The organism is Chloroflexota bacterium, assembly GCA_009840625.1.
In the GTDB taxonomy this organism is placed as follows: Bacteria; Chloroflexota; UBA11872; order UBA11872; family VXNJ01; genus VXNJ01.
In genome coordinates this window covers 22,161-36,622 of sequence record VXNJ01000004.1, presented here as the reverse complement: position 1 = coordinate 36,622, position 14,462 = coordinate 22,161, and the positions used below count along the sequence as shown (strand labels likewise).

Below are 14,462 nucleotides of genomic sequence, written 5' to 3'. Positions count from 1 at the left end.
CCGATACCCTGCGCTAAGCGCTAACACACACACCCCCCTGGCTGGCCATGGGGGCGGCGCGGGCGCGGCCCCCCCGCCGCCGGCCGCGCCCCCGGCGCCGCGGCGGGCCGCGGCGCCAGCGCTTCCGGATCAGGCTCAACGCCTACGATCACCGCATCCTGGACCAGTCGGTCCGCCGGATCCTGGACAGCGTTCGGCGCAGCGGCGCGACCGTGACCGCGGTCCCGCTGCCCACCAAGAAGAACAAGTGGACGGTGATTCGCTCGCCGTTCATCGACAAGGACTCGCGCGAGCAATTCGAGATGCGCACCCACCGCCGGGTCATATTCGTTTCCGACCCCAATCAAGAAACGATGGACGCCCTCCTGAGCCTGGATCTGCCGGCCGGGGTGGACATCGAAATGAAATCCTGATCCGGTCATGATCGCCGCATTGCTCGGAACCAAGCTGGGCATGTCGCACGTCTACGATGACGACGGCCGCTATGTGCCGGTCACGGTTATCAGCGCCGGTCCGTGCGTGGTCTCCCAGGTCAAGTCGCGCGAGTCAGACGGCTACGATGCCGCCCAGCTGGCTTACGGGGCGACCCGCGAACAGAAGCTGAGCAATCCCGAGCTGGGACACCTCGAGGGACTGGGCGCGTTCAACCACCTTCGCGAATTCCGGGCATCGTCCGATGACCTTGAAGACGTCGAACGGGGCCAGGAAATAACGGTCTCGGTGCTCTCTGATGCGCGGCGCGTGAAAGTCGTCGGCACCAGCAAGGGGCGCGGATTCACCGGCGTAATGAAGCGGCACGGCTTCCGCGGAGGCCGCCGCACGCATGGTCAGTCCGATCGCGAAAGGGCACCTGGCTCGATCGGGGCGGGCACGGACCCGGGCAGGGTTTTCAAGGGCAAAAAGATGGCCGGTCGCTCCGGCGGGCAGCGCACGACGCTTTCACGAGTAAAGGTCGTACGGGTCGATCCCGAGCGCAACCTGCTGTTGCTTTCGGGCGCGGTTCCCGGGCCAAACGGCTCGCTGCTGGCGATCGAGAAGGTCAGCTAACGGAATGGCTTCGGAACCCGCGGCCACTACCCGTATCCCGGTCATCGGGGCAAATGGCCGGAAGAAAAGAGCCAAGCTCGAATTGCCCCAGGCCTGGTTCGACTGCGAGATCAACCAGTACCTTCTCAAACGCGCGGTCGCCGACCACCATCTGAATTCGGCCGAAGGCAACCGGTCCACGCTGCTGAGGTCTGAGGTCCGCGGCGGCGGACGCAAACCATGGCGCCAAAAGGGCACCGGCCGGGCCCGCCACGGATCAATCAGATCGCCGATCTGGCGCGGTGGCGGCCTGGCGTTCGCGCCCAAGCCCCTGAAGAAATCCCGCCAGCTCTCGCGACGCGAACGACGAAGCGCGTTCGTTCAGGCACTGGCGCTCAAGGCGCGATCCGGGAGCATCCGCGGGGCCGATCCGATTGATCTGGGTGACGGCAAGACCCGTACCCGGGCCACCTGGCTCAAAGAGGCCGGGCTTTCCGGCAGCGGGCGCGTCCTCCTCGTGGACAGCGACCCGCAGCAATCGTTGTTGCGGTCTTCCGCCAACATCCCGCACGTGGATGTTGCCCGCGCCGACACCCTATCCACTTACGACGTGCTGGTGTCTGACACGCTGGTCGTTTCCGCTGACGCGGTGGCGACGCTGGTTGACCGGAGCGGCTGAGCGATGGACGCCGCCAGCGTGCTGATCGCTCCCATAGTGACCGAGAAATCGACCTACCTGGCCGAAGAAAACAAATATGTCTTCAAGGTCGATCGATCGGCCAACAAGATTCAGATTCGCGAAGCAGTCGAACGCATGTTCGAAGTCAAGGTTGTCAAAGTCAACGTGATTTCACAGCGCGGCCGCAGCCGGCGTTTCGGTCGCCATACCGGCCGCACGTCGGACTGGAAGAAAGCGATCGTGACCCTGGGCCCCGACGACCGCATCGACGTGTTCGGCGCCTGATCGAGGATTCGGGCGAACAGACATGCCGGTAAAGACTTACAGACCGACCTCGCCGGGGCGGCGCGAATACGTCTCGGTCGACTCTTCCGACATCACGCGCCGGCGGCCGGAGAAAAAACTCACCCGCCCGCGCAAATCGCGCGCCGGCCGCAACAATCAGGGCCGGGTCACGGTGCGCCACCAGGGCGGCGGCCACAAGCGCAAGCTGCGCCAGGTCGATTGGAAGCGTGACAAATGGGGCGTGCCGGCCAAGGTCGCCCAGATCGAATACGATCCGAACCGATCGGCGCGTTTGGCGCTGCTCCACTACGCCGACGGCGAAAAACGCTATATCGTCGCGCCGTCCGGGTTGGCCCTGGGTTCCACCGTCCAGTCCGGACCCGGTTCTGCCTTGACCGTGGGCAACGCCCTGGCGTTGCAGGACATTCCGGACGGCACCGTGGTCCATTGCGTCGAATTGACCCCCGGCCGGGGCGCCCAATTGGCGCGTGCGGCCGGGTCCTACCTGCAGGTCCTGGCCAAGGATCGCGGCATGGCGACGTTGCGCATGCCGTCCGGTGAGATGCGAATGGTCAGCGGCTCCTGTTTTGCGACAATTGGTCGCTCTGGCAACGAGGATCACTCGAACCAGTCGCTGGGCAAGGCCGGACGTTCCCGCCACCGGGGGCGCCGACCGAGCGTGCGCGGGTCGGCGATGAACCCCAAAGACCATCCGCACGGCGGCGGCGAAGGCAAAGCGCCCACCGGGATGCCTCCCAAGACTCCTTGGGGTCGCTCGGCGCTGGGGCGCAAAACCAGAATCGGCAAACGCCGCAGCGACAAATTGATCCTGCGCCGGCGCCGGACGCGGCGTTAACTGAACTCTTAAGAAGAAACCCCGGACAAAAATGCCTAGATCGCTGAAAAAGGGACCGTACGCGGACCGCAAATTGCTGCGTCGCGTAAAAGCCCTCGATCGCCGGGGCGTCAAGCAGGTCTTGCGCACCTGGAGCCGGCGCTCGATGATCTTCCCGGAGATGGTCGGGCACACGATCGCCGTCCACGACGGCCGCCGCCACGTCCCTATTTACATAACTGAAAACATGGTGGGCCACAAGCTCGGCGAGTTTGCGCCCACCCGCGTATTCCGCGGGCACTCGGGATCCCGGGCCCGCACCGGCCGCTGAGCGGATCAGGAGATAGCGGACGCGAATGGAAGTCGCAGCCACCTCGCGATACCTGCGCATCGCCCCACGCAAGGCCCGACTGGTCACCGACCAGCTCAAGGGTCTGGGGATTGGCGAAGCGTTTTCGTTGTTGGCCTACCTTCCGAACCGGTCGGCGGCGATGATCGCCAAGACGATCAAGTCGGCCGTCGCCAACGCCGAAAACAACTACGGACTGAATCCCGAGTCGCTTTACGTGGCCAGGGCATTCGTAGATGACGGGCCGCGCCTTCGGCGAATGCGGGCCAAATCGCGCGGCAGGGCCGGGTTTTACCGGCGCCGCATGTGCCACATCACCGTGGTCGTAGACGAGATCGAGGCGTAGATGGGTCGTAAAGTTCACCCGGTTGGATTTCGGCTCGGCAACTACCGCGGCTGGGACAGCCAGTGGTACGCCGACCGGCGATTTGCCGATCTGGTCATCGAAGACGCGCGCATCCGCGACTTCGTCCGCACGTGGCTGAAGAACCCGCCCGGACAGCACGAAGACCGGGGCGGGCGACGCCGTTCCTACAGCGCCGGGGTGTCACGCATCCTCATCCGGCGTGTGCAGGACATGGTCCGGATCAACATCCACACCTCGCGCCCCGGCGTCGTAATCGGCCGAGGCGGTTCCAACCGCGAAGCCCTGCAGAAAGCGCTGTCCAAGGAAATCGGCAAGCGCATCGACGTCGATGTGACCGAAATCACTTCGCCCGACCTTGACGCTTACTTGGTGGCCAGATCGGTGGCCGATCAGATCGAACGGCGCGTTTCCTTCCGGCGGGCGATGAAATCGGCCGCCGAGCGGTGCCTGCGGGCCTGGGCCGAAGGAGCCAAGATTCAGGTTGCCGGGCGCCTGGGCGGGCGCGACATGGCGCGCACTGAATATGAAATAGAGGGCCGTGTGCCGCTGCAGACGCTGACCGCCGACATCGATTACGGGCAGGCTGTGGCGCGCACCACCTACGGAACGATCGGGGTCAAGGCCTGGGTGCATCGTGGCGATCGCGCCCGCCGGGCCTCCGATCAGAACCGGTCGGGGATCGGCGATGTCCTGCCGGCCGGCCTGGAGCGCTGACCATGCTCATGCCGAAGCGCTTGAAGCACCAGAAGAGAATGCGCGGGAAGAACCGTGGCCGGGCGACCCGCGGAAACTCGGTTCGGCACGGCGATTGGGGTCTGCAGGCGACCGAGCGCGGGTTCATGGACTCGCGTCAGATCGAAGCCGCGCGGCGCGTCCTGACCGGGCAAATGCGCCGCCAGGGCCGGGTTTGGATTTGCGTTTTTCCCGACAAGCCGGTCTCCTCGAAACCGATCGAGACGCGCATGGGCGGCGGCAAGGGCGCTACCGATCGCTGGGTGGCGCCGATCAAGCCCGGACGGGTTCTATTTGAGATTTCCGGAGTCGAATCGGACGTTGCCGTGCGGGCGCTCCAGCTGGCGGCCAACAAGCTGCCGGTGGCCTCCCGCATTCTGAGTCGCACCGAGGAGTTTGTAGTTGGCTGACATGGAGCAGCTCCGGGCGATGAGTCCGCTTGAGCTGGAGACTGCGATCGCCGACCGCCGCAACGACCTGTTCCAGTTGCGCGTCAGCGCCGCTACGCACCAACTCGACGACAACTCACAGATCCACAAAGCGCGCAAGGATATTGCCCGCATGCTGACCGTACTTTCGGCGAAGCTGAGCGCTCCCGTGACGGGCCAGGAAGGCGTCTGACCATGGCTGGCAAGCGAAGGTTGCGCTGCATCGTGGTCTCCGACCGGATGGACAAGTCGCGGGTAGTTGAACACACCCGCGTCGTGCGCCACCCGCTTTACGGCAAGCAAGTCCGACGGCGCAAGCGCTACATGATCCATGACGCCGACAACGCTTCCAAGAATGGCGACTTGGTCGTCATCGAGGAGTGTCGTCCCCTCTCGGCGCGCAAGCGATGGCGGCTGCGCCAGGTGGTCGACACCGCCCCGGCCGTCGCCGCCGACATCGAAGACTTGGAAGCCTGAGTGATTCAGCAACAGTCTCGAGTCAAGATCGCTGACAACACCGGCGCCCGCGAACTCCTGGTGATCAGGGTTCTCGGCGGCACCGGTCGGCGCTACGCATCGGTCGGCGACGTGGTTGTCGGTTCGGTCAAATCCGCCGTGCCCAACAGCCCGATTCCTAAAGGCCGGGTCGCCCACGCAGTGATCGTGAGGGTGGCCAAGGAATACAAGCGCCGCGACGGGTCGCGGATCCGCTTCGACGACAACGCCGCGGTGCTGGTTGACGGTCAGCAAGCGCCGATTGGAACCAGAATATTTGGACCGGTTGCCCGCGAACTGCGTGATGCGCGCTTCGCACGGGTGATTTCACTGGCGCCCGAGGTCCTCTGATTCCCATGGCGTCGATTCGAATCAAGCAGGGCGACGAGGTCGTCGTGATTTCCGGACCCGAGCGCGGCAAACGCGGTTCGGTGACCCAGGTTCTGAAAAAGACCCGGCAGGTCGTCGTCGAGGGCGTGAACCTGCGGAAGCGGCACGCCCGTTTTTCCGGTCCCGGTCGACCAACCGGAATCATCGATTTCGCGGCCCCGATGCACGTTTCCAACGTGAAATTGATCGATCCGGCCACGCAGCAACCGACCCGCGTCGGCAAGCAGACGCTGGCGGACGGACGGCGGGTCCGCTACGCCAAATCGTCGGGCGAGGTAGTAGACAACCAGTGATTTCCCGACTGCGCAGGCGATACGTGGACGAATTCCGGCCTCAGCTGGCGCGCGAGCTGGGCATCGCCAACGTCATGGAAGTGCCGCAGTTGGTCAAGGTCGTGGTCAACAGCGGCGTCGGCGAGGCGATTTCCGACCAGAATGCGCCCGAGAACGCGGCCCGCGACCTGGGAATCATCACTGGCCAGAAACCGGTAATCACCCGGGCGACACGGTCAATTTCGAATTTTTCGCTGCGCAAGGGGATGCGCGTCGGGGTGATGGTTACGCTGCGCGGCGATCGCATGTACCACTTTGTCGATCGGCTGTTTTCGATTGGAATCCCGCGGGTGCGCGACTTCCGCGGACTTTCCCGGCGGTCATTCGACGGCCGCGGAAACTACTCCACCGGGTTTGACGAACAACTGATCTTTCCTGAGATCGACTACACCAAGATCGACCGCGTGCGGGGTTTCCAGGTGACTTTTGTGACTACAGCAATCAACGACGCCCACGGTCTGGCCCTACTGGAAGCGCTGGGCTGCCCGTTCCAGGCCGAGGGGAGCATGAACTGATGGCCAAGAAAGCGCTGATTGAAAAGTGGAAGCGTCCGCCCAAATTCAAGGTGCGCTTCCATCACCGCTGCGGACTGTGCGGGCGACCGCGCGGCTACATTCGCAAGTTCGGCCTGTGCCGAATCTGCTTCCGCGAACGGGCCCTTCGCGGCGAGATTCCCGGCATCATCAAGTCGAGTTGGTAACCGACGTGGCACGCCCCTCCGTACTCCGCTATTCGCACTCGGACCCGATCGGCGACCTGCTGGCACGCATTCGCAATGCGGGCCAGGCCGGACTCCCTCACACCGACGTTCCGGCGTCCCGACAGAAGGCCAGCATACTCGGAATCCTGGAACGCGAGGGGTACATCGCCGGATTCGAACAGCTCGAGGTCGAAGGCCCGCAGGCGCAACTACGAATCCTGCTCAAGTACGACACCGACCGCCAGCCGGTCATCAAGGCAGCCAAGCGCGTTTCCAAGCCGGGACGGCGCCAATACACGCGCGCCCGCGAAATCCCGCTGATTCGCGGCGGGACCGGAATCGCGATCATCTCCACCTCGCAGGGCATCATGACCGGCCGACAGGCCTATCGCCGCAAACTCGGCGGCGAGCACATCTGCTCGGTCTGGTAGCCGGACAGTGTCGCGCGTAGGCATGCTGCCGATTCCGATCCCGGACGGGGTCGAGGTCGACTGCTCGAGTTCGGGGCGGGTCGTGGTCCAGGGTCCGTTGGGCAAGCTCGAACTACAGCTCCAGTCCGGTATCAATGCCGCAATCGAGGATGGCCAGGTCAAAGTCACGCGCCGCAACAACTCGTCGCGGCAACGATCGCTGCACGGACTCTCGCGTTCGCTTATTGCCAACAACGTGGTCGGGGTCACCCAGGGATACTCACGCACGCTCGACATCGTCGGGACCGGTTACCGGGCCCAGGACCACGCCGACGGCATCGAAATGCAGATCGGCATGTCGCACCCGGTAATCTTCACGGCCCCGGATGGAATAGAACTTCAGTTGGAAGGCGCCAACCGGGTGACAGTGCGCGGCATCGACAAAGAGCTGGTCGGGCGGACCGCCGCGAATCTGCGAGCGCTGCGCAAGCCCGACGCATACAAAGGCAAGGGAATCCGCTATGCAGGCGAAGTGGTTCGCCTCAAGCCGGGCAAGGCAGCGATCGGGGCGGGTTGATGAAAAAGCGATCACGTAGTGCCGACCGCCGCCGCCGCCATCGGATCATCCGCAAAAAAGTGCGCGGTTCGGCAGCGCGTCCGCGGCTGGCGGTGTTTCGCAGCAACCGCCACATCTACGGACAATTGATTGACGACGACGCCGGCGTAACGCTGGCGTCGGCATCGAGCCTCGACAAAGATCTGGGCGAATCCGGCAGCAAGACCGAGGCCGCCCGCAAGGTTGGCGAACTGCTGGCCAAACGGGCTGCCGGAGCCAACCTCGAATCGGCGGTGCTCGATCGCGGCGGACATCGCTTTCACGGCCGCGTTGCGGCGCTCACCAATGGCGCACGCGCGGCGGGTCTACGGATTTAGAAAGAGCAATCTGAATTGAGTGCACGCAGCAACGTCGACGGCGGTCAGCGCATCGAAGAGCGCGTTGTCCGCATCAAGCGCGTGGCCAAGGTCGTTAAGGGCGGGCGCACGTTTGGATTCAACGCCGTGGTAGTTGTCGGCGACGGGCAAACCAGGGTCGGACTCGGACTGGGCAAAGCCCGCGAGGTCGCCTCGGCGATCCGCAAGGCGCACGAGAAAGCGCGTGCCGCCATGGTCTCGGTTCCGGTCTGCGATGACGGCACCATTCCGCACTATGTCGAGGGCCGCTATGGAGCCTCGAAAGTGGTCCTGCGCCCCTCCAGTCCCGGTACCGGAGTAATCGCAGGCGGAGCGGTCCGCGCGGTCGTGGAAGCGGCCGGAATCTCCAACGTATTGACCAAAGCGTTCGGATCGTCGAATTCGATGAACCTTGCCAAAGCGACGATGGCAGCGCTCAACGATCTGAGCGTTCCGGCCAACGCAAAGCTGCGGCGGCCAAGTCGTCGGCAGCGCGCCAGTTCAAATGGCGCTTCTTGAAATCACGCTGCGGCGCAGCCCGATCGGGGCGCTGCAGCAGCACAAGGACACGGTTGTCGCGCTCGGCCTGCGCCGAATCGGGCAGGTCGTCCACCATCCCGACAACCCCGCGATCCGGGGCATGGCGCACAGCGTAAGCCACCTCGTCGACGTCTCCACTGTCGAAAAGGGCTCCGACGATGGCAAATGACATCGGATTGGCCGTCAGCGGGTCGAAAAAGCGCGCCCGCCAGCGAATCGGACGCGGAATCGGTTCCGGTCGCGGACGGACGGCCGGACGGGGTCAAAAGGGCGCCAAGTCAAGGTCCGGCGCCAATCGGCGCTGGTACGCCGAAGGCGGACAGACTCCCATCCTCCGCCGGTTCCCGAAGTTGCCCGGCTTTTCTAACGCGCGCTATCGCACCGAATTCGAACCGGTGAACGTTTCCGCGCTGAATGCGTTTGAAGACGGCGCTGAAGTTGGACCCAACGAATTGATCGCGGCCGGCATCGCCAAGCGCGGCCCAATCAAGATCCTGGGCAGCGGATCGCTGGAACGCAAACTCACCGTATCGGCCACCCGCTTTTCGGCTGCCGCCATCGCCAAGATCGAGGCCGCCGGTGGTTCAGCGAGAGTGATCGAGTAACCGCCCTGGATTGCGCCGCGGGAGTGCACGCTGTACATCCGGGCCACCCGACTCGATGATTGACTCATGATTCAGGCAACGATTTCAGCGCTCAGGTTGCCGGATCTGCGCAACAAGATCCTCTTTACGCTGGGCATGCTCATAATCTTCCGGATCGTGGCCCACATCCCGCTGCCAAACGTCGATCTGGAGTTGCTTCAGCAACGATTCGAAGGCGACCAGCTGCTGGGCTTTCTCAACCTTCTGTCCGGCGGTGCTCTCGAGAACTTTTCGGTGGTCGCACTGGGCGTTTACCCGTACATCACCGCTTCGATCATCTTCAACATCCTGGTGCCGATCGTGCCGCAGTTGCGCGAACTCTCGCGCGAGGGCGGCGACGCCGGCCGTCGCAAACTGGCCTTCTACACCAGGCTGTTCACCGTGCCGCTGGCGATGATGCAGGGCTATGCCCAGATACAGATCCTGCGCGCGGCCTCCCCGTCCCCGATCGGTGATCTGCCGCCGTTGACGATCCTGGGCATGCTGACGATCCTGGCCGGCGGAACGATGTTTCTCTACTGGCTCGGCGAATTGATCACCGAGCGCGGAATCGGGAATGGTGTCTCGATCATCATCCTCGGCGGCATCGTGGCGGGCGTTCCACCGGCGCTGGGCCAATCGCTGCTTGGCGGCGAAGCGTTTACCGGTCTGGCTGCCTTTACGGTGATAGGCGTGCTGATGGTGTCCGCGATCGTCTTCGTCCACGAGGGCCAGCGCCGGATTCCGGTCAGTTACGCCAAGCGGGTCCGCGGAAACCGGATGTACGGAGGACGATCCACGCACATCCCGATGAAGATCAATTCGGCCGGCATGATCCCTCTGATATTTGCGTTTTCGATCATGCTGATGCCGGCCACCATCGCCCAGTATGCCGCCACTTCCGACGCCCTGTGGCTGGCCGAACTATCCGGTGTTCTGGCCGGCTGGTTCGGACCCGAGGCGTTTCCCTATTGGTTCATGACGTTTCTGCTGGTAGTGGCATTTACGTTCTTCTATACGATCGTTATCTTCAATCAGCAGAACCTGCCCGAAAACCTGCAAAAGAATGGCGGATTCATCCCCGGAATCCGGCCCGGCCGACCGACCGCCGCATTCCTTAACCGGGTTCTGAATCGAATCACCCTGGCCGGGGGACTGTTCCTGGGGCTGATAGCGATAGTCCCGTTTTTCGTGGGCCTTGGGACCGGGGTAACGACGGTCGCGCTCAGCTCCACCGGCCTCCTGATTACGGTCGGAGTCGTCCTGGACACGATGCGTCAGCTGGAATCGCAGTTGATGATGCGGGAATACGAAGCTTTCCTGTGAGCGACCCAGCGATCGACCGGAAACTCCTGCTTGTCCTGCTCGGCGGGCCGGGCGCCGGCAAGGGCACCCAGGCCGAACTCTTGCAGTCGCGAATGGGTCTGGTCCACCTATCGTCCGGCGATCTGTTCCGGGCGCTCGAATCGCGCTCGGACCGGCTTGCCCGCCTGATAAAGGAAAAGCTATCGGCCGGCGACCTAGTCCCTGACGAATTGACCACCCAGTTGATCACGGCCGAGGTGGAGCGGCTTTGCGCAATCGGTCCCGGGGTGGTCATCGACGGATTCCCGCGCACGTCGGTGCAGGCTAAGTTGTTCGACGATTGGCTGTCTTCGGTCGGCGGTCGCATCGCCGCCGTGGTTCACCTGAAGGTCGACAACGCGGTCAAGGTCAACCGCTCACTCCATCGCGGGCGATCCGACGACCGACCGGAGATCATCGATCACCGGATCGCCGTCTACGACGCGGCGACAAGGCCGGTCTTTGACCACTACCTGGAACAAGGGCTCATATTTGACGTCGATGGAGACCGTCCGGTTGATGCGATCGGCGCCGACATTGACGCGTTGATTGCGGCGCGCAGCCAAGGCTGCGACCCCCTTGCTGCGCCGGCCGGCGGAGTGGGCAGTTCGGTACGCTGCCGGTGATGATTTCTCCTTACACCGTCTATAATTCGTTCGCTCGGCAAGGCGCAGGACCCAACCAGTTCAATCGGAAGGACTCGACCGGTCGGGTCGGGTTCCAAATCCCCCGCTACCGGGGTTGGGTGCCAGCAAGAAATCCGCAGCCGCGCTGCCAGCCACCAGCTAGGACTTAGGGCTTTTGGCCAAAAAAGATGTGATTGAAGTCGAAGGGACCGTGCGCGATTCGCTGCCCGATACCAACTTCAAGATCGAGCTGGAAAACGGCGCCCTGGTGCTGGCGCATCTCTCCGGCAAGTTGCGCATGAATCACATCCGGATCGGGATCGGCGACAAGGTCCGCGTCGAACTGACTCCCTATGATCTGACGCGGGGCCGGATCACCTGGCGTCTGCCGGACCAGCGTTAGGGTTTTTCGCGATGAAGATATCCGCATCGGTCCGCAAACGCTGCATCAAGTGCAAGATCATCAAACGCCGCGGGGTGGTGATGGTGATTTGCGACAACCGCCGCCACAACCAGAAGCAGGGATAGCATGGCGCGAATTTCGGGCGTTGACGTTCCGGTGGACAAACCGGTCTGGATCGCCCTTACCTACATCTTCGGCATCGGCCGTCCTACCAGCCAGGAGATCGTGCGGCGGGCGCGGATCAGGCCCGGCACTCGGGTCCGCGATCTCACCGACGCCGAGCTTGCGCGGGTGCGCGACATCATCGAGCGCGAGCACAAGGTCGAAGGGGAGCTGCGCCGCGAAGTCGGTTTGAACATCTCGCGATTGCGCGAAGTCGGAAGTTACCGCGGCCTGCGCCATCGCCTGGGCCTGCCGGTGCGCGGCCAGCGGACGCACACCAACGCTCGGACGCGCCGGATGCGCAAGACCGCCATCGGCATCCGCAAGAAATCGATCAAGCGCTAACCCAGAACGGAATTAGCCCCAATGCCTCCCAGGCGCCGACGCCGCCTCACCCGCATGGTCACCGAAGGCCAGGCGCATATCCATGCGACCTTCAACAACACCATCGTGACCATCACCGACGACACCGGCGCGGTGCTCACCTGGGCATCCGGCGGAACCAGCGGATTCAAGGGGTCGCGCAAAGGCACGCCCTACGCGGCCCAGATCACCTCCGACGGAGCCGCCCGCCAGGCGCTTGAACTCGGCATGCGCCGCATCGCCGTTTTCGTCAAAGGACCGGGGAGCGGGCGTGATGCGGCAATCCGCGCCTTGCAAGCGGCCGGGCTGCAGATCATGAGCATCTCGGATGTGACTCCGATACCGCACAACGGACCCAGACCACGTAAGCGACCTCGCAACTAATGGCACGTTACACCGGACCCAGCTGCCGACTCTGCCGCCGCGAGGGGGTGAAGCTGTTCCTGAAAGGGGAACGCTGCTTCGGCCCCAAGTGCGCGATCGAGCGCCGCAACCTGCCGCCGGGGCAGCCCGGGACCGGACGCCCTCCGCGCCAGCGTTTTTCCAATTACGCCCAGCAGTTGCGTGAAAAGCAGAAGCTGAGACGCACCTACGGGGTGATGGAACGCCAGTTCCGGCGCTATTTCGAAATGGCTGAGCGCCAGAGCGGCCGGACCGGTGAAATCGTCCTGCAGATGCTCGAAATGCGACTCGACAACGTGTTCTTCCGGATGGGATTTGCCACTTCGCGCAAACAAGCCCGGCAGTTAGTCAGCCACGGTCACGTCGAAGTCAACGGCCGGCGTGCCAAAAGCCCGTCGCAAATCCTGGCGGTCGGCGATTCCGTCGGGGTTCGCGAGAACAGCCGCAACTTGAGCGTGGTGCAGACCGCGCTCGAAATCAACGCCCAACGCCCAATCCAGAGCTGGGTCGAGGTAAATCCCGGCGAAATGAGCGGGCGGGTGACCGGTCTGCCCGGACCGCAGAGTTCGGATGTGGCCATTCAAGAGCAGTTGATCGTCGAATACTATTCGCGCTGACGGCCAAACTCTTCCGGCCGCGGCGCCCTCACAGCCAACCAATTCGCTAACGGAGGCCCAATTGGCAATTCAAACCGCGCAGACGCCACACGTACACGCGGTGGAAGTTACCGACAACTATGGTCGGTTCGAAGCGAGCCCGCTGGCGCGCGGCTACGGCCACACGCTCGGCAACGCGCTGCGCCGGGTGCTGTTGTCTTCGCTACCCGGCGTGGCCATCACGCGGGTCAAGGTCGAAGGGTGCCTGCACGAGTACTCGACCCTGGACTTCATGCGCGAGGACCTAATCCAGTTCATCCTCAATCTCAAGGACGTGCGCTTTAAGCTGGTGGCCGACGAGCTCTACTCGACCGATTACGGCATGGAGCCGGGAGTCGGTGCGACGCTTGAGATCTCGGGGCCGGCCGACGTGACCGACAAGGACATACGCGTCCCGCCGGAAATCGCGATCGTAAACCCCGACCACCACCTGGCCAGCCTGGTCGGCGAGGGCGAGCTGCGGGTTGACATGCGCATCGAGCGCGGTATCGGCTATCGCGGCAGCGAATTGCAGCACGAGAGCAAAGAGCGCGAAATCGGCGAAATCCTGATGGACTCGCTGTTTTCGCCGATCAAAGCCGTCAACTACCAGGTCGACGACGTCCGTGTGGGCCGGGCAACCGACCACAACCGCCTGACCCTGGAAGTCTGGACCGATGGCACCATCGGACCGCTCGATGCGGTAACCGATGCCGCCGGACGCCTCATCGAGGAGCTGCAGCGAATCGCCACCGTGTCGGTCGGCGACGAACCGCCGCCGGAAGCCGAGCCGGTAGTCGTGACCCAAACGTCGCTGGCCGAATTGGAAGGCGTCCTCTCGACTCGGATCATGAATACGATCAAGCGGTCTGGCCAAGTCCAGTTCGTCGAGGACCTGATCGAACTTCGCGGCGCCGATCGACTCGAATCACTGAGCGGGGTTGGCGAGAAGGCCGCCGCCGACATCGAAAGCGCGCTGGACTCGCTGAACGCGGCAACCGAAGAGTAGGCCGCAAGGAACCCCGGTAACCAATGCAACACCGAGTGAAGAAACGCCGGTTCGGCCGCAGCGCCGGCCACCGCCGGGCGCTGGTTCGCAATCTGGTGCGCTCGCTGCTGATCCATGAACGGATCTCCACCACGCACGCCCGGGCCCAGGCGATCCGTCCGATGACCGATCACCTGATCACCCTGGCCAAACAGGGAGACCAGCATTCGCGCCGGCAGGCGTTCGCGCAGCTGCAGGACGAGATTGTCATCGACAAGCTGTTCGGCCAGCTGGCCGAACGGTTCTCCGACCGGCAGGGTGGCTACACGCGCATCTACCGTCTCGGTATGCGGAAGGGCGACGGCGCCAGCCTTGCCCAGATCGAGTTGATCTGACC

Annotated in this window: 30 protein-coding genes; all 30 read left to right on the top strand. The window is 63.7% G+C overall.

From position 1 onward, the window contains the following. Positions 1-47: 47 nt before the first annotated feature. The 30 genes from rpsJ (at position 48) to F4X41_04120 (ending at position 14,460) form a co-directional block, all read left to right on the top strand. Positions 48-413 carry a 30S ribosomal protein S10 gene (gene rpsJ, locus F4X41_04265; protein MYB16239.1) on the top strand — a complete coding sequence of 122 codons (366 nt, stop codon included), beginning with the start codon at positions 48-50 and terminating at the stop codon, positions 411-413. 7 nt (positions 414-420) lie between these two features. Then, the gene (locus F4X41_04260) at positions 421-1,047 is read left to right on the top strand and encodes a 50S ribosomal protein L3 (GenBank protein ID MYB16238.1); all 627 of its coding nucleotides are present in this window, start codon (positions 421-423) and stop codon (positions 1,045-1,047) included. A gap of 4 nt (positions 1,048-1,051) precedes the next feature. Further along, positions 1,052-1,705, top strand: coding sequence for a 50S ribosomal protein L4 (gene rplD / locus F4X41_04255; protein MYB16237.1), 654 nt, complete (start codon positions 1,052-1,054; stop codon positions 1,703-1,705). Between the two features lie 3 nt (positions 1,706-1,708). Beyond that, positions 1,709-1,990, top strand: a complete 282-nt coding sequence (locus F4X41_04250) for a 50S ribosomal protein L23 (GenBank protein ID MYB16236.1) — start codon at positions 1,709-1,711, stop codon at positions 1,988-1,990. A gap of 22 nt (positions 1,991-2,012) precedes the next feature. Further along, positions 2,013-2,846: a 50S ribosomal protein L2 gene (gene rplB / locus F4X41_04245; protein ID MYB16235.1), complete on the top strand. Its 834-nt coding sequence runs from the start codon at positions 2,013-2,015 to the stop codon at positions 2,844-2,846. Positions 2,847-2,877: 31 nt separating this feature from the next. Continuing rightward, complete coding sequence (gene rpsS / locus F4X41_04240; GenBank protein ID MYB16234.1) at positions 2,878-3,156, top strand: 30S ribosomal protein S19; 279 nt, start codon at positions 2,878-2,880, stop codon at positions 3,154-3,156. Positions 3,157-3,181: 25 nt separating this feature from the next. Beyond that, positions 3,182-3,520 carry a 50S ribosomal protein L22 gene (locus F4X41_04235; GenBank protein MYB16233.1) on the top strand — a complete coding sequence of 113 codons (339 nt, stop codon included), beginning with the start codon at positions 3,182-3,184 and terminating at the stop codon, positions 3,518-3,520. Next, positions 3,521-4,255, top strand: a complete 735-nt coding sequence (gene rpsC, locus F4X41_04230) for a 30S ribosomal protein S3 (protein ID MYB16232.1) — start codon at positions 3,521-3,523, stop codon at positions 4,253-4,255. It abuts the gene before it with no gap. A gap of 2 nt (positions 4,256-4,257) precedes the next feature. Beyond that, a complete protein-coding gene (gene rplP / locus F4X41_04225) occupies positions 4,258-4,683 on the top strand; it encodes a 50S ribosomal protein L16 (protein ID MYB16231.1) in 426 nt (141 codons plus the stop codon). Further along, complete coding sequence (rpmC, locus tag F4X41_04220; GenBank protein MYB16230.1) at positions 4,676-4,894, top strand: 50S ribosomal protein L29; 219 nt, start codon at positions 4,676-4,678, stop codon at positions 4,892-4,894. The genes rplP and rpmC overlap by 8 nt, the downstream gene beginning before the upstream one ends. 2 nt (positions 4,895-4,896) lie before the next feature. Further along, on the top strand, positions 4,897-5,178 hold the full coding sequence (gene rpsQ / locus F4X41_04215) for a 30S ribosomal protein S17 (GenBank protein MYB16229.1): 282 nt from the start codon (positions 4,897-4,899) through the stop codon (positions 5,176-5,178). Beyond that, on the top strand, positions 5,179-5,547 hold the full coding sequence (gene rplN / locus F4X41_04210; protein MYB16228.1) for a 50S ribosomal protein L14: 369 nt from the start codon (positions 5,179-5,181) through the stop codon (positions 5,545-5,547). Between the two features lie 5 nt (positions 5,548-5,552). Continuing rightward, a complete protein-coding gene (locus F4X41_04205; protein MYB16227.1) occupies positions 5,553-5,879 on the top strand; it encodes a 50S ribosomal protein L24 in 327 nt (108 codons plus the stop codon). Next, complete coding sequence (gene rplE, locus F4X41_04200) at positions 5,879-6,433, top strand: 50S ribosomal protein L5 (protein ID MYB16226.1); 555 nt, start codon at positions 5,879-5,881, stop codon at positions 6,431-6,433. The genes F4X41_04205 and rplE overlap by 1 nt, the downstream gene beginning before the upstream one ends. After that, positions 6,433-6,618, top strand: coding sequence for a type Z 30S ribosomal protein S14 (locus tag F4X41_04195; protein ID MYB16225.1), 186 nt, complete (start codon positions 6,433-6,435; stop codon positions 6,616-6,618). The genes rplE and F4X41_04195 overlap by 1 nt, the downstream gene beginning before the upstream one ends. Positions 6,619-6,623: 5 nt before the next feature. Then, on the top strand, positions 6,624-7,049 hold the full coding sequence (gene rpsH / locus F4X41_04190) for a 30S ribosomal protein S8 (GenBank protein MYB16224.1): 426 nt from the start codon (positions 6,624-6,626) through the stop codon (positions 7,047-7,049). Positions 7,050-7,056: 7 nt separating this feature from the next. Further along, complete coding sequence (locus tag F4X41_04185; GenBank protein ID MYB16223.1) at positions 7,057-7,605, top strand: 50S ribosomal protein L6; 549 nt, start codon at positions 7,057-7,059, stop codon at positions 7,603-7,605. Continuing rightward, positions 7,602-7,961, top strand: a complete 360-nt coding sequence (locus F4X41_04180; GenBank protein ID MYB16222.1) for a 50S ribosomal protein L18 — start codon at positions 7,602-7,604, stop codon at positions 7,959-7,961. Before F4X41_04185 ends, F4X41_04180 begins: the two co-directional genes overlap by 4 nt. A 15-nt stretch (positions 7,962-7,976) precedes the next feature. Then, positions 7,977-8,498, top strand: coding sequence for a 30S ribosomal protein S5 (locus F4X41_04175; protein MYB16221.1), 522 nt, complete (start codon positions 7,977-7,979; stop codon positions 8,496-8,498). Next, entirely contained in the window at positions 8,485-8,688 is a 204-nt protein-coding gene (rpmD, locus tag F4X41_04170; GenBank protein MYB16220.1) for a 50S ribosomal protein L30, read from the top strand. Before F4X41_04175 ends, rpmD begins: the two co-directional genes overlap by 14 nt. Further along, positions 8,678-9,124: a 50S ribosomal protein L15 gene (locus tag F4X41_04165; protein ID MYB16219.1), complete on the top strand. Its 447-nt coding sequence runs from the start codon at positions 8,678-8,680 to the stop codon at positions 9,122-9,124. The genes rpmD and F4X41_04165 overlap by 11 nt, the downstream gene beginning before the upstream one ends. Positions 9,125-9,190: 66 nt before the next feature. Further along, positions 9,191-10,468: a preprotein translocase subunit SecY gene (secY, locus tag F4X41_04160; protein MYB16218.1), complete on the top strand. Its 1,278-nt coding sequence runs from the start codon at positions 9,191-9,193 to the stop codon at positions 10,466-10,468. After that, positions 10,429-11,112: an AAA family ATPase gene (locus F4X41_04155; protein ID MYB16217.1), complete on the top strand. Its 684-nt coding sequence runs from the start codon at positions 10,429-10,431 to the stop codon at positions 11,110-11,112. The genes secY and F4X41_04155 overlap by 40 nt, the downstream gene beginning before the upstream one ends. Before the next feature lie 175 nt (positions 11,113-11,287). Then, entirely contained in the window at positions 11,288-11,515 is a 228-nt protein-coding gene (gene infA / locus F4X41_04150; GenBank protein MYB16216.1) for a translation initiation factor IF-1, read from the top strand. Between the two features lie 11 nt (positions 11,516-11,526). Further along, on the top strand, positions 11,527-11,640 hold the full coding sequence (rpmJ, locus tag F4X41_04145; protein ID MYB16215.1) for a 50S ribosomal protein L36: 114 nt from the start codon (positions 11,527-11,529) through the stop codon (positions 11,638-11,640). A 1-nt stretch (position 11,641) separates the two neighbouring features. Further along, complete coding sequence (gene rpsM, locus F4X41_04140; GenBank protein ID MYB16214.1) at positions 11,642-12,022, top strand: 30S ribosomal protein S13; 381 nt, start codon at positions 11,642-11,644, stop codon at positions 12,020-12,022. 21 nt (positions 12,023-12,043) lie between these two features. After that, a complete protein-coding gene (gene rpsK / locus F4X41_04135) occupies positions 12,044-12,424 on the top strand; it encodes a 30S ribosomal protein S11 (protein MYB16213.1) in 381 nt (126 codons plus the stop codon). After that, on the top strand, positions 12,424-13,059 hold the full coding sequence (gene rpsD, locus F4X41_04130; protein ID MYB16212.1) for a 30S ribosomal protein S4: 636 nt from the start codon (positions 12,424-12,426) through the stop codon (positions 13,057-13,059). Before rpsK ends, rpsD begins: the two co-directional genes overlap by 1 nt. Then, positions 13,049-14,086: a DNA-directed RNA polymerase subunit alpha gene (locus F4X41_04125; protein MYB16211.1), complete on the top strand. Its 1,038-nt coding sequence runs from the start codon at positions 13,049-13,051 to the stop codon at positions 14,084-14,086. The genes rpsD and F4X41_04125 overlap by 11 nt, the downstream gene beginning before the upstream one ends. 23 nt (positions 14,087-14,109) lie before the next feature. After that, entirely contained in the window at positions 14,110-14,460 is a 351-nt protein-coding gene (locus tag F4X41_04120; protein MYB16210.1) for a 50S ribosomal protein L17, read from the top strand. Positions 14,461-14,462: the final 2 nt, after the last annotated feature.

Coding starts and splice junctions, on each gene's coding strand:
- rpsJ (MYB16239.1), top strand. CDS start 48: ATGGGGGCGGCGCGGGCGCGGCCCCCCCGCCGCCGGCCGCGCCCCCGG.
- F4X41_04260 (MYB16238.1), top strand. CDS start 421: ATGATCGCCGCATTGCTCGGAACCAAGCTGGGCATGTCGCACGTCTAC.
- rplD (MYB16237.1), top strand. CDS start 1,052: ATGGCTTCGGAACCCGCGGCCACTACCCGTATCCCGGTCATCGGGGCA.
- F4X41_04250 (MYB16236.1), top strand. CDS start 1,709: ATGGACGCCGCCAGCGTGCTGATCGCTCCCATAGTGACCGAGAAATCG.
- rplB (MYB16235.1), top strand. CDS start 2,013: ATGCCGGTAAAGACTTACAGACCGACCTCGCCGGGGCGGCGCGAATAC.
- rpsS (MYB16234.1), top strand. CDS start 2,878: ATGCCTAGATCGCTGAAAAAGGGACCGTACGCGGACCGCAAATTGCTG.
- F4X41_04235 (MYB16233.1), top strand. CDS start 3,182: ATGGAAGTCGCAGCCACCTCGCGATACCTGCGCATCGCCCCACGCAAG.
- rpsC (MYB16232.1), top strand. CDS start 3,521: ATGGGTCGTAAAGTTCACCCGGTTGGATTTCGGCTCGGCAACTACCGC.
- rplP (MYB16231.1), top strand. CDS start 4,258: ATGCTCATGCCGAAGCGCTTGAAGCACCAGAAGAGAATGCGCGGGAAG.
- rpsQ (MYB16229.1), top strand. CDS start 4,897: ATGGCTGGCAAGCGAAGGTTGCGCTGCATCGTGGTCTCCGACCGGATG.
- F4X41_04205 (MYB16227.1), top strand. CDS start 5,553: ATGGCGTCGATTCGAATCAAGCAGGGCGACGAGGTCGTCGTGATTTCC.
- F4X41_04195 (MYB16225.1), top strand. CDS start 6,433: ATGGCCAAGAAAGCGCTGATTGAAAAGTGGAAGCGTCCGCCCAAATTC.
- rpmD (MYB16220.1), top strand. CDS start 8,485: ATGGCGCTTCTTGAAATCACGCTGCGGCGCAGCCCGATCGGGGCGCTG.
- F4X41_04165 (MYB16219.1), top strand. CDS start 8,678: ATGGCAAATGACATCGGATTGGCCGTCAGCGGGTCGAAAAAGCGCGCC.
- secY (MYB16218.1), top strand. CDS start 9,191: ATGATTCAGGCAACGATTTCAGCGCTCAGGTTGCCGGATCTGCGCAAC.
- rpmJ (MYB16215.1), top strand. CDS start 11,527: ATGAAGATATCCGCATCGGTCCGCAAACGCTGCATCAAGTGCAAGATC.
- rpsM (MYB16214.1), top strand. CDS start 11,642: ATGGCGCGAATTTCGGGCGTTGACGTTCCGGTGGACAAACCGGTCTGG.
- rpsK (MYB16213.1), top strand. CDS start 12,044: ATGCCTCCCAGGCGCCGACGCCGCCTCACCCGCATGGTCACCGAAGGC.
- rpsD (MYB16212.1), top strand. CDS start 12,424: ATGGCACGTTACACCGGACCCAGCTGCCGACTCTGCCGCCGCGAGGGG.
- F4X41_04120 (MYB16210.1), top strand. CDS start 14,110: ATGCAACACCGAGTGAAGAAACGCCGGTTCGGCCGCAGCGCCGGCCAC.